This is a genomic window from Shewanella sp. 4_MG-2023 (assembly GCF_030548015.1).
Taxonomy (GTDB): Bacteria; Pseudomonadota; Gammaproteobacteria; order Enterobacterales; family Shewanellaceae; genus Shewanella.
Genome location: NZ_JAUORL010000019.1, coordinates 54006 through 67156, shown reverse-complemented (window position 1 = coordinate 67156; position 13151 = coordinate 54006). Strand labels below are relative to the sequence as shown.

Annotated in this window: 9 protein-coding genes; 1 reads left to right on the top strand and 8 read right to left on the bottom strand. The window is 39.4% G+C overall.

Annotation, left to right across the window (positions count from 1 at the left end):
• Nucleotides 1-152: 152 nt before the first annotated feature.
• Entirely contained in the window at nt 153-1319 is a 1167-nt protein-coding gene (locus tag Q4546_RS12020) for an endo-1,4-beta-xylanase (RefSeq protein WP_303446336.1), read from the bottom strand.
• A gap of 567 nt (nt 1320-1886) precedes the next feature.
• Nucleotides 1887-3131, bottom strand: a complete 1245-nt coding sequence (locus Q4546_RS12015) for an endo-1,4-beta-xylanase (protein WP_303446335.1) — start codon at nt 3129-3131, stop codon at nt 1887-1889.
• A gap of 131 nt (nt 3132-3262) precedes the next feature.
• Here Q4546_RS12015 and Q4546_RS12010 point away from each other — a divergent pair, with 131 nt between their 5' ends.
• A complete protein-coding gene (locus Q4546_RS12010) occupies nt 3263-4315 on the top strand; it encodes an SMP-30/gluconolactonase/LRE family protein (protein WP_102476774.1) in 1053 nt (350 codons plus the stop codon).
• Here Q4546_RS12010 and Q4546_RS12005 read toward each other — a convergent pair.
• The 6 genes from Q4546_RS12005 to Q4546_RS11980 form a co-directional block, all read right to left on the bottom strand.
• The gene (locus tag Q4546_RS12005; protein ID WP_102476773.1) at nt 4312-5100 is read right to left on the bottom strand and encodes a ThuA domain-containing protein; all 789 of its coding nucleotides are present in this window, start codon (nt 5098-5100) and stop codon (nt 4312-4314) included. The genes Q4546_RS12010 and Q4546_RS12005 overlap by 4 nt on opposite strands.
• A gap of 13 nt (nt 5101-5113) precedes the next feature.
• A complete protein-coding gene (locus Q4546_RS12000) occupies nt 5114-5797 on the bottom strand; it encodes a DUF6445 family protein (protein ID WP_303446334.1) in 684 nt (227 codons plus the stop codon).
• 6 nt (nt 5798-5803) lie between these two features.
• The gene (locus Q4546_RS11995; protein WP_102435439.1) at nt 5804-7291 is read right to left on the bottom strand and encodes a tryptophan halogenase family protein; all 1488 of its coding nucleotides are present in this window, start codon (nt 7289-7291) and stop codon (nt 5804-5806) included.
• A 109-nt stretch (nt 7292-7400) separates the two neighbouring features.
• Complete coding sequence (locus Q4546_RS11990; protein ID WP_102435441.1) at nt 7401-8129, bottom strand: SapC family protein; 729 nt, start codon at nt 8127-8129, stop codon at nt 7401-7403.
• Nucleotides 8130-8161: 32 nt separating this feature from the next.
• A complete protein-coding gene (locus Q4546_RS11985) occupies nt 8162-9793 on the bottom strand; it encodes a tryptophan halogenase family protein (RefSeq protein WP_102476772.1) in 1632 nt (543 codons plus the stop codon).
• 71 nt (nt 9794-9864) lie between these two features.
• Nucleotides 9865-12894, bottom strand: a complete 3030-nt coding sequence (locus Q4546_RS11980) for a TonB-dependent receptor (protein ID WP_303446333.1) — start codon at nt 12892-12894, stop codon at nt 9865-9867.
• Nucleotides 12895-13151 lie beyond the last annotated feature (257 nt).

Below are 13151 nucleotides of genomic sequence, written 5' to 3'. Positions count from 1 at the left end.
ATTTCAAATCATAATAATTCAGCCAGCTTATGCTGGTTTTTTTATGTTCAAAATTCCTAAGATTTACAAAATATCATCAACTACTTTTAAATATCATAAAAACCACTCAGTGATTGTTCAAAGAGTGGCTGTTTTGTAATTTATATAAAGGCTTATAAAGAATTCACAAAAGCTTTTAACTTCATATCTCTATCAATGAGTAACGGATAATCAGTTCGCCCTGCCATTGGCCAACCGTTGCGCCAAGTTTGCTTGTCACTTACCCCCCAAAACGTAATTCGACCTATGCTGTCGCTATGTTTTTTATAGAGAGCAAACAAGTTTTGATAGCGTGATGCCAATTGCTGCTCTACTGCAATGGGTAAACCTGCAGCGTACGGGTTATATTGTTGTTGCAGTGCGACATCTAATGAGACGTCGGCGCCTGCTGCTAAGTTTTCAGGAAATGGTAACACTGAAATATCAAGCTCTGTGACCATGACATCAACACCTGCTGCAGCAAACGCGACAATTGAATCTTCAACTTCGGTGAAGTCTGGGTAATCAAGAGAGTAATGGGCTTGCATACCTACACCATCAATTTGAATGCCCTTTTGTTTCAGTCGCTTGATTAACGCAATAGCACCTGCTCTTTTTTCAGGCTTAAACATATTGTAATCGTTGTAATACAGTTTGGCATTAGGCGCAGCTTGGTGTGCATAGATAAAGGCTTGCTCTATGAAGTCATCGCCGATAATTTGCTGCCACTTTGATTCACGTAAACTGCCATCTTCATTAAGTGCTTCATTTACTACATCCCAAGCAAATATTTGATCAGCATAACGACCAGCGACAGTTTTAATATGTGTTTCCATAACCTTTAATAGTTGTTCACGTTTTAAAGGATTTCCCGCATCATCTTCAAATACCCAGTCAGGCGTTTGCGAGTGCCAAACGAGAGTATGACCTACAAGTTGTTGATTATTTTGCTCAGCAAAGCTAACTAATGCATCAGCAACATCAAATTGATATTCGTTTGGTAATGGGTTCACCGACTCCCATTTCATCGAATTTTCAGGCGTGAAGGTATTGAAGTGTTTAGCCGCTAACAATAGCTCAGGATCGGTAGGGTTCAATACTTGAGATTTACTGATTGCTGTACCAATTTTAAAGTTTTCAGCAAATTGATTTTTTAAAATAATATCTTGAGTCAATGTTGCTGTTGCTTCAGGTTTTGTTTGCTGAGTGACACCTTGGTCATTATTACAGCCTGATAGCGCTAAAACTACCGTGGCACAACCTGCAATTAAAGGTTTATTGAATTTATTAATTATTTTCATCACTTTCCATGTCCAGCTATTTGTGAGTAATCTGGCCGAATATTAATGCATTACATCGACCAAACAAGGTTAATAGTTGCCGTTTAAACGAATCTAATTAGTGACTGATAGTCGCTAATCCGAATAAATATTGGCTTTAATTACAGGCTCTCAATTAAGCCTGCAACTTAATAGCCTGCTAATACCAAGGTAAGAAATGTCTAACTGATGAGTAAAGATTTCAGTTGCTCTCGCCATTTTGTAAATCAAGTCCAAAGCACTCATTATGATTATTCCTATACTGCTAGGGTTATAATGAGAAACTATCAAATAGTCCTTTGGACAACAAGCTAATCTAAAATAGACTATTTTGCTGCTTATTAAAACATTTATGTAACATAGATTTTATATTTACTGACGATTTAACTTCAGCATCAAACGAATGATTACAGTCGTTATCACCATTAGCCGTTAAAGCCAGAGCCAAATGGCTATAAAGTTTATCTACCGCTAAGATCGGGAGTTTGAAGTAATAAATAACAACAATGTCTATCTGCGGCGCTCAGCATTCAGCTTGAAATCAAATGTTTAGTTAAACAGTGCCTTGAATGCAGGCTTAGGTTGGTGTTTTCTATCCCATAGCAGCGGATAATTGGTGCGGTTCGGAATTGGATAGTCATTTTTCCACGACATTCCATCATGTAATCCCCAAAAGGTGACTCTGTCGATCTTTTCACGCTTTGCTTTGAATATATCAAATAGCTCTGTATATCGTGCTGCTAATTTTGCTTCAATGTCAGCGGGTAAATGATCTGAATATGGATCTAAGTAAGTTTTAAATTCTTGCTCCTGAAACTGCGGGTGCATAAAGCCTTGCCCAATAACTTGCCCTTCTTTGGTAAATGGCAACACATCAATATCGAGTTCAGTGATCATCACCTTCAGCCCCAATGCTGCGTATACATCAATTGCCTCTTCGATGAGATGACCTTTGGGAAAGTTAAGTCCCCAATGCGCTTGAATTCCGACGCCATCAATTTTTATCCCTTCACTTTGGAGCATCTTGATCATACGTACAATACCGTCACGCTTAGCCGGTTTCCAGGCATTGAAATCGTTATAATAAAGCTCGGTATTAGGCGCGTACTTGGCGGCAAAGGTAAAAGCGGCTTTTGCCATTTCGTCACCACTTCCAATAACATTAGTCCACACGGTTTGACGATAGTTACCATCATCACCAATGACTTCGTTGAGCACATCCCAAGCATCCACTTTGCCCAGATACCTGCCTGCAACTAGCTTAATATGTTGCTCCATTCGATCAATTTGCTGTTCTGGAGAGTTTGCTTCACCATTGTTTTGCTTAAAAAACCAATCAGGCGTTTGGTTATGCCACACCAGCGTGTGTCCTACGACGAACATATTGTTGTTTTTTCCAAAATCAATAAATTGATCCGCTGCCGTAAAGTTGAACTGATCGGGAAGTGGGTTAACGATTTCTGCCTTCATGGCATTTTCAATGGTGATGGTATTAAATTGTTTGGAAATAATGCCAGCGCTAAGAGGATCCTGTCCTGAGACAATTTCATCATTCACTGCTACCCCAATTTTAAAATCATTTTTAAAGTGTTGTTTTAAAGCTTCATTTTCAATGAGACCGTTCTGTATCTCAGCTTCAGTGGCAACGCCATGGCTTGAATACAACATTGAAAAAAATATTGGCATCACAGCTAGTTTTAAAACTGATAACTTTAATATTGCGAGGCTAGATACGCCTAAGCATGTCGTTAACGCTTGTTTCCCTACGCCTACTTTCCTTGTATTTAGTTTCATCCTGTCATCCATTGTATAAATAGTGTTAGCTATCTTATGAGGATTTTAATGTAATAGTCAATTTGACCACTTGGATTTATTTTGTTAATTTATTGATACAAAAAAGCGGCTAAGCTTTTGAGCATCAATGCATGGTAGATAAACATGACAATATTCAAAGAGACGGTTTAGATATGAATACACTAACTAATGGCAATTTAAAGCGTGTTTTTGTTTTTGGGCTGATGCTAGTCTTGGGACCAAACATAAAGGCCGCTGATCAACAAAGCAATTTGATTGCCCCCAAATCACATTCAACCATAATTGCAAACTGCCCTAAGGATATACGTCCTTTTGCAAAAGGCCTATCACCTAAATTGATCACCACTCAACTCAAATTCTTAGAAGGGCCAACTTGGTCTAGGTTGACAGGTAAATTTTATTTTTCAGAAATGGATTTTAATGGTCCTCAAACAAATGGGCCAGAAGCAGCTATTTATTCATGGAATGAGCAAGACGGTGTTGAGTTGTTTATTGAAAATAGCGGTACCAATGGACTGCTAGCTGAGAATAAACAGTTAATCAGCATGAATCATGACACCCGCTCAGTGAATACATTTTCACTAACGACCAAAGAACGAGTGTTAATGGTAAATGACTTTAACAGCGCAAAATTTAATTCTCCCAATGACCTTATCAAGCATCCTTCAGGAGAATTATTCTTTACCGATCCCGACTGGCAATTAAGCGGTAGAACGCAACAAACCCCCTTCACCGGTGTCTATAAAGTTAATGTTAAAAATGAAGTCACTTTACTATCAACTAAGTTCATCAAACCTAATGGGATTAGTTTATCACCTGACAACAAAACTCTATATATAGGTGATTATAGCCATCAAATATTTGCACACCAACTTACAGAAAATAATGAATTAGGGGCATTAAGTTTTAAAATCAACATTGATACACCAGATGGGATCAATGTTGATTGTGCCGGAAACATCTATGCTGCCAGTCATAATGAAGGTAAATTATATGTCTATAACCCACAAGGTGAATTACTTCAAAGCGTTTATATTGCCCCTAAAATTACCAACTTGGCTTTTGGTGGTAAAGATTTAAAAACCATTCTTATCACCACGGGTAATGGCTTATTTACCTTACAATCAACGATTGCAGGTATATCAACAACTCATTCAAATTAATCGACTATTCCTTTACCCGTAGCAGCCCAATATAGTCCGCCATATAGATGGTCTAAAAAAAGCTTATTTTGATAAACTGGTTTGATATGGCCCAATGAAGTATAAAACGATCGACCGCCATCAAAGTTATGATACCAAGCAATAGGATGAAAATCACCCATGCCGCTACCCTGCTTGGTGCCCCAATCAGCGTTAGGGTTATAACTGGTTTCATCGACAGTCAAAAGATAATTCAGTCCCGTTGAATTAGCTTCACCAAACTCATACCATTCGTCAGTCCACAGCATCTTTTCAGGCATTGATTCTAGACCAGGAAATTCACTAGACACTTTAGACAGCCAAGCTGTTTGCACTACCGGGTGTATAACGAACGTATGCCCAACGAGTTGTTGATACCAGCCCCAGTCATATTCAGTATCCGATGCACTATGTATCCCGACAAAACCTTTTCCAGACTGAATGTAGCGTTCAAGTGCTTGCTGCTGCTCATTCGACAAAATATCACCCGTAGTAGATAGAAATACCACGACATCAACCTTGCTGAGGTACTCATCGTTAAAGAAATGACTTTCTTCATGCCAGATCAGATTGAAATAATGTTTCTCTGCAAGCTTTTCAAACGCCGTGACGCCTGCTGGAATAGATTTATGATGCCAGCCAGCTGTTTTAGTAAATAATAGTACGTTGAATTGTTTAGCCGCTAAGGTTTCGAAACCTGTCGCGTGGCTGTGTTGGTGGTTAAAACCAACAATGGCTATAAATACCACGAGTAAAAATTTATGCATTTGTAATATTATCCTATTTAAATTTGACGAATAAATTTGCCGTCAATCTACCGGTAATGGGATTGTCATTGATATCAAATACCGGTTTTACCAGACTTGAATGCAGTAGTTGCCCAGGAAAAATAATTAACCGATTCTGCTGATATGGGATTACTTTATAACATTCAAAATCTGGATGATCCTCAGTGCAGTAGCCACTATGCTGTAAAGTATTAAGTGTTGTTTGGTACTCTGCTAATCGGGCTTCATTAATAAATTCATAGCCACTACGTCTATGGCGGAAAAAAGCGGTACCGCCATGTTGATGACAAGATAAGTAATGAATACAGGCAATAAGATTAGGATGATAAGTATCAAAGTGTGGAATGGTTTGTATTAATGACAAATCAGCTTCTGCTGTGGTCAACAGTGAGTAATAGTTATCACAAGGGCTTGGCGTAAGGTGTTTAGGCAAATTAAAAATAGAATACAAGGCTTGCATCAGTGGTTTTAAGTAAGCAACCACATCAGCTTTGGACATGGCACTTCTTATCCCAGGATATTGGGTATGTTTATCCTGTATAAACTGACAAGCAGTAATGATCTGGTCACAAACAACCTCGATGTCCGCGACATAATCATCAATAATAACAATAGGTATTTTACTGTTACCGATATATTCAATACGAGGCTTTATATCAGCATTAATACTAAACATAGCGCCTTAACTGATTGTAGACTTGCAGTAGTTATTTATAAAATCCACATGGTTAGGCAAGCTATTTACCCGTCTAGCGATGCTTTGTTTAATGGTACCTAAAAACTGCGCCAATTCGTCATCAGACATGTTATCGACAATAGGATGATATTGCTCAGGCATCAAGCCTTGGCCTAACATCACTTGTAGCCATGAAGCTTCACCAAACAACTCTTGATCTGTTTTATACACTTGGCCACTTTGTTTGAATAAATCTATTCTTTTTTGTAAGCTTTCAGGGATATCCATTTGCTTACAATAGCGCCAAAACTCACTGTCTTTTCGCTCTGTCACATGATAATGAAGCACAATAAAGTCACGAATATTCTCAATTTCAATTCGCATCTTTTGATTAAAATTGTCAACCACGCCACTTTCCATTGCGGTTGTTGGCAAGTTTTGCATTAATCGAACAATGCTTTGTTGGATCAAATGAATACTGGTTGATTCAAGTGGTTCAATAAATCCGCTGGATAAACCGATAGCGACACAATTCTTATTCCAATGCTTACGTCGAGTACCAGTCCGAAACTTGATAACTCGAGGCTCGTTGATCAGCTCCCCTTCAATATTTTCAAGCAGTAATGATTTAGCGTCATCATCAGACAGATATTGACTACAAAAGACTAAACCATTACCCATTCTATTTTGCAGCGGTATTTGCCATTGCCAACCACAAGGATGCGCAATAGAGCGGGTATAAGGTACCAGTGGTTTCGTTTGCTTCGTTTGCACCGCAATTGCGCTATCGCAAGGTAACCAATGACGCCAATCGTCATAACCGGTATGCAGTGTTTCTTCTATCAGCATGCCTTTAAAACCGGTGCAATCAATAAATAAGTCACCAGCAATCTGTTGACCATCAGCTAATGTTAACGATTCAATAAAACCATTTTGTTCATTTAAATTTACTTTTGAAATCGTTCCTTCAATGCGTTTAGCGCCATACTTTTCAGAAAACTGACGTAGAAAGCGGGCGTAAAGTCCTGCATCGGTATGAAACGCATGATTTCTATCATGATTAGCTAGCACTGCAAATTTACCTACACGACTTGCCACGTGTTCAGGGCAGTAATCGCCTATGTCACTGGCAACCCCTTGCTTAACACCTTTTAACCAAAAATGTTGAAATCCTGCAGCCCAGCAACTTTGGCCTATGTAACCAAATGAATGCATATAGTCTTGATTAACATCACGCCAGTTTTCAAAAGAAATACCTAATTTAAACGTGGCATTCGTCGCAGCCATAAATTCAGCTTCGTTGATTTTTAATAAATCATGAAAAATGTGTAAGGTCGGTATGGTTGCTTCACCGACACCTACGGTAGGAATTAAATCAGATTCAACTAAAGTGACATTAATATTCTTGCCTAATAACTTAGCAAAAGCGGCAGCAGCCATCCAACCAGCAGTACCACCGCCAGCTATAACTACGTTTGTTATTTTTTTATTCATTTCAGTAGCCTGCATGCTTGTTTAAAAGATATATAGCCATGATACGGTATCGAATTAATGATAATAAATAAACAAATTTACTGATAAAGTATTTATCATCAAAATCCCATTAATGGGTCAGTTGACTGTTTTTACGTTCAACCAGTTTTCTCATATGCGCCTGAGAAGCAATAATCATGTAAATGGCTTCAAGATACCCTGATTGATGTAATTTAATCACTTTATCAGCCGCCAAACTGGCTAGCTTATCTTCATTGATAGTATAAAAACCAATTAACTGATGCTGACTGTCATTATTTAACGTCACGTCGATAGTCACCGCTTCAAGTAAATCAAAATGAGTGAGTGCAGCAACAAATAATGCATTCGCATTGAGCCCTTGATGTAACTCCTCAAGTATATTGGCCATATTCTCCAAATATTCACTATTGCCACCAAAAGGTAAAAACAGTTCAACGCCCTGCTCATCATTGACTCTAGGTGAGTCCATATCTAAGGTAATGACTCTTTGTGGCTCAGATACCCCGTTCATTACCGAATGCTGAGTGCCAATGTAAAATGGCAATCTTTGCATTGAAAGCGGGATATAACTGGCATCCCACTTACCTTCATTTAAGAATAAGTTTTCATTATTTTTAAACCCAAACAGGGTGACTGGCGTAAACTCGCCTGTGTCAGCATTTTTTTGAAACATAATCGGGTAATGAGCCTGAACCGTTTTAAATTCAGCGACAAAAGTCGGTGAAAACCACTGGTCATCGCCATACTTAGCTGAACGTTCGGTAATAATTTTTATATTTTTATGTTCAACGTTATTTAATAATGCGTGAGTAGCCATAGATGCGTTCCTTTTGGGTTTTATTAATACCACTATGCTAATTGAGCCTTGTCATGATGATCGTCGGCGCGGTTATGAATGGGGCTTTTTTTTATAGTGAGATCTTTGTTTCTGCTTGTTTGAATAATGCTTTGCTGAATACTGTTAAGTAAACTTCGATTACAAATAGCGACTTGTTTTAATTGTTGTTGCTGCTGAGCGACCTTCTGTATTTGCGCCGAGTATTGACTTAAATCGAGTTTGTCACTCAGCTCATGTTGCTTCATGCCGTAATACACGTATTGATAACTGGCAGCAGGAAAAAGCGGATAAGCTTGGGTAATATCGTATTTACTCGGGGCTTGGTGCTGCCAAAGCGCCAATAACTTCAGTAAAGAAGTTGGCGTTGTGGTGTCATCTTTATGTTTACGCCAATACTCACTGTCTTTTCTATTTGATAAAACATAGTGCAGCTTTAAAAAATCAATTATTTGTTGCCAATGGTTGAGCATTCGTTGATTAAAACGCTCTTCAATAAGAGGCAATACTTGCACATGATGCGGAAACTGCTCAGCAATAAACATCGCTGATTGTTCGACTAAGGCTAAAGCTGACGCTTCTAGCGGCTCTATAAAGCCAGCTGACATGCCGATAGCAACACAGTTGTTATGCCAAAATTTGCTTAAATGGCCAGGATTGAAGCTAAGGTGTTTAACGCTTACGCTGTCGACTTCACCACCAATGTATTGCGTTAACGCAATCTTGGCTTCTTCATCTGATATAAACTCACTGGAATACACATAGCCAACCCCACGGCGAGATTGCAATCCAATATCCCAAATCCAACCAGCAGCCTGCGCTGTGGCAAGGGTACTTGAATTAATGGGATGGTTTTTCGATGAATAAGGCACCTGAGCCGCAACGGCACGGTCGTTAAACAAGATAGATTTTTTACAAATAAACGGAATTTTATAATGCTGTTTTATCAATAAGCCCTGTTGACCACTGCAATCGATAAATAAGTCACCATTAACAAGCGGCGACGTTAAAGAATCCGTCTGTAAACAGGTAATAAAGTCTGTTGCATCCGCATTAAGTCCTATGACGTTAGCGCTGATATGTTTGATGTTAAGTGTATCAATACAATGATTTTTTAATAATAATGCAAATTTACCCGCATCAAGATGATAACCATAATTACCGATATAGTCGTAATCTGCTGTATGGGTTAATTTAGGGGCTAAATTAAGCTGGCAAAGACTTGATTGATAACAGAATAATTGAGCGAAACTGGCTGCACCATCGTAATGACAAGCAGAGTGGTTAGTGACTGCATTGTCGGTTATCTGTTGAAAATCAGCCGCTACAGGTTGTGTGAATGGATGGTAGTAATAACTATGACTCGTCGTTGGATTGTTCCAATTAACAAACTTCGACGCTTGCTTAAAACTGGCATCGCAATGAGTTAAAAAATCTGACTCGCGAATCCCGATATGTTTCAGCGTTTCACGCATTGAAGGCCAAGTCCCCTCACCCACGCCTATCGTGGGAATATCAGCGGATTCAACTAGGGTGATATTAAACGCTAGTGACTTTTTTTTGAACTGTGCAGCAAGGATCCCTGCCGTTAACCAGCCTGCTGTACCACCGCCAACAATAACAACTTCTGTGATTTTATTATTCATTGCTCACTACAAACACAAGTAAATAAGGGTGATAGCGACTGGGGACAGCCGCTATCATTTACAGCTCGCTACTAGAACGTATAGCGAACCCCTAATCCATATCGCGCACCTGTTTGTGTTGTTTCAAACACTAATTGGCTTTGACGACCATGCTTACGAACCACTTCTTCAGTAATGTTTATCCCTTCAGCAAAGACGGTAAGTCCTTCAACTGCTGGAATGTCATAACTGATACTGAAGTCAATTTGATAATATTCTTCAGTGTAGATAGGCGTGGTTAAATCGCCATTAACGCGTTTATCTGACAAGAACTCATCACGCCAGTTATAAGCAATACGCGCCTGCACACCGTAGTTATCGTAAAATAACACTAAGTTTGCAGTATCACTTAAGCCCACTAATGCTTCAGTATCTTCAAGTGAACTATCATCATATTGTAAATCTGAATCTACCATGGTGTAGTTTACAATACCGCCGAAACCCGTTTCACCAAATAAGTGTTGTACATTAAACTCAATGCCATCGATGGTATGTTCTGTGTCACCATTAATAGGCACATTTAAGTCAAATACGACTTCATCATCTGTTAATGGGTCGCCAGCAATCGTACCGCCATCTAACAAGCCATCATCATCAAAATTTGGTGTTACGTTTGGATCATCTGCATAATTTTCAAAAATATAAGTACGAATTTGCTCATTTGATGCGTTAGCACCTAAAGCTGCCACTGCCGCATTAAATTTATCACCACTCAAAGGGTTAGATAGATTGAAAATATTAGACTGTGTAGAGCCATAGCTAATCCAGTTAGACACGTCCTTTCTGAAATAACCCAAAGAAGCATAACTACCCGCATCGTAATACCACTCTGCAGACAAGTCATAGTTAATTGACTCTAATGGTTCTAAGCCAGGATTCCCTGAACTGCCAGAGTACCCACTTAAATTACCACCCGTATTAATGGTCGTTCCACCTAACAGCGAGTTATAACCCGCACGTGAAATTGTTTTACCTACTGCTGCGCGAACGCGTACATCTTCGGTCACATCTAAGTTAAAGTTAATGTTTGGTAAGAAAATATCGTAGTCAGCACTTTGCTTTAGAGTTTCAATACCTGTTTGCCCCGTGATAGAGGTGGATGTGTCTTCGTTCCATTCAACGCGGCTATAACCCGGCGCCGAAGCTGTCGAGACTACATCAGTTTGTTCATAACGTAGACCGACATGTACGCTATATGGCATATCAAACATTTCACCTAAGAAATTAGCTTGAATGTATGCTGCGGTGGTTTCTTCTTCAGTAAAGCGGTTGGTATCAGCATCCCAATTCGTCGAAGCACAGAATTGGCCTTCTCCATTAGGACCTGCAGCAGCGCCAGAGGCGGCCTTACAATCACCATATAGACCATCAACATTAGCGATAGGATCGGCATATTCTGCAGCACTGATGATCTCATCAAAGTCAGCAAAGAAAATACGATTAAATAAATCGTAATCACTTTGGGTTGGAGTACCTTCAAAATCACCAGCGGTACCTGTATCATCAAATTTGTCTAGGATGGTATCTTCAGTCCAATTAATATCCTCGAAGTCACCTTCTTCACCGACGCCACCCCAATCTGGGCGTTGCACTTGAGTATGACGATAGCGGTTATTCACAGTGTTAAGCGAAACACCAAAATCAATACTTAAATCACTGTTAAAATGGTATTTACCATCTAATTGAGTTTGATCAATTTCTGACGTGTATTTGTCATTGGCAAACCAACTTCCTGATAAACGCATGGTACTAGGGTTAAAGTTTTCGATATCGCCTACAGCAATGCCCGGTAAACTGCCCGTTAAATCAAGGCCGGTACGGCTACGCGTATATGACGGTAATTGCACGTTGTTACGAGTACCGTGACGTGGATCCGACGCTTTCATGTTGGCTTTAGAGCTATGATGATCTAGCGTTAACACTAAATCTTCTGTTACCTGCCAATCAAGGTTTAAGCCAATTGAATCAGTAACCTCTTCACGACCCCAAGCACCTACAGTTAATGAAGTATCTTTTAAATCACCAGGGCTGTTGATGTCATAAATTTCAGAATAAATTAATGGCACAGCATTGGGCTCACCCGTCCAAACCGATTCACTGCGATCGCCAGCATAGTTAAACCAAACTGAAGCATCAGTATGTTGTTCTTCAATAGTATTTCTAAAAGTGGTGTAATCAAGGGTTGCGGTAAAGTTTTCAATTGGACGATATTGTAATGTTAATTGGCCATTGATACGTTCGCGTTGACGTTCTTCCATGACATAGCGTGGCTGTTGTGGGTTTGAGTAAATACCCATAGTTGGACGATTAGTTCCGCCTTCAGCACCTGCTGGTACGCCGCCCCAACCTGTGTTGCTAGCGTCACTGGCACGATAGCCTTGATCGGCTAAAAACTGTTTCATACCACTTTCACGTTCTTGATAACTACCTGAAATAGCAATACCAAAAGTATCATCAGCAAAAGTTTGTGAATATAAACCGCTAAACTCAGGAGTAACCCCACCTGTTTCAGTCGAAGCATCATCTACAGCTTTACCTGAAAGACTGGCTGTTAGACCGGGTGCATCTAGTGGTTTATAAGTACTTAAATTAATCGTTGCACCAATACCACCAGTAGTAATGCTGGCATCAGAGGTTTTATAAACTTCAACACCGGATACACTTTCGGCAGCGACATTGGCAAAATCAAACGTACGACTCCCTGTAGTATTAGGTAACTGTCGTCCATTTAAGGTGATAAGATTTTGTGCCGAGCCAAAACCACGCACAGTCACAGTACTACCTTCACCGTTAGAACGGTCAATAGAAACACCAGTAATACGTTGCAGTGACTCCGCTAAGTTAGTATCCGGAAATTTACCGATATCTTCTGCAGAAATGGCATCAACAACACCTTCGGCTTCGCGTTTTAGATCCATTGAACGGATTAAACTGCCACGAATACCTGTCACTTGAATCACTTCGACGTCATCAGCTGCTTCTGCAGCATAACTGCTATGTGTCGCAGACATTGAACTTAATGCTGCTAGAATTGAAGTGGCTATTATCTTTTTATTAAACATCTCATTCTCCCCTCGCTTCGTTATTGCCAAAATGGCAATGACTCATTTTTCAATTAATTACTCCCCAGAAGTAACTAACCGTTTGATTTAAAAATCCAATAAAGAGTACTAACAAAGACTGCAATCGATTCGTATGTTATTAAATCGTTAAATTCAATATAAAGCTATAGTTTGTCGATTCTCTGCTCATTATTGCGTATTTAAATGTGTAAACTTTTCGTTAATCTTTACCTGTATCATTTATATCTACTGGTCAA

Excerpts from the sequence above, each read along its gene's own strand:
- Q4546_RS12020 (WP_303446336.1), bottom strand. The coding sequence starts at position 1,319 with ATGAAAATAATTAATAAATTCAATAAACCTTTAATTGCAGGTTGTGCC.
- Q4546_RS12015 (WP_303446335.1), bottom strand. The coding sequence starts at position 3,131 with ATGAAACTAAATACAAGGAAAGTAGGCGTAGGGAAACAAGCGTTAACG.
- Q4546_RS12010 (WP_102476774.1), top strand. The coding sequence starts at position 3,263 with ATGGTAGATAAACATGACAATATTCAAAGAGACGGTTTAGATATGAAT.
- Q4546_RS12005 (WP_102476773.1), bottom strand. The coding sequence starts at position 5,100 with ATGCATAAATTTTTACTCGTGGTATTTATAGCCATTGTTGGTTTTAAC.
- Q4546_RS12000 (WP_303446334.1), bottom strand. The coding sequence starts at position 5,797 with ATGTTTAGTATTAATGCTGATATAAAGCCTCGTATTGAATATATCGGT.
- Q4546_RS11995 (WP_102435439.1), bottom strand. The coding sequence starts at position 7,291 with ATGAATAAAAAAATAACAAACGTAGTTATAGCTGGCGGTGGTACTGCT.
- Q4546_RS11990 (WP_102435441.1), bottom strand. The coding sequence starts at position 8,129 with ATGGCTACTCACGCATTATTAAATAACGTTGAACATAAAAATATAAAA.
- Q4546_RS11985 (WP_102476772.1), bottom strand. The coding sequence starts at position 9,793 with ATGAATAATAAAATCACAGAAGTTGTTATTGTTGGCGGTGGTACAGCA.
- Q4546_RS11980 (WP_303446333.1), bottom strand. The coding sequence starts at position 12,894 with ATGTTTAATAAAAAGATAATAGCCACTTCAATTCTAGCAGCATTAAGT.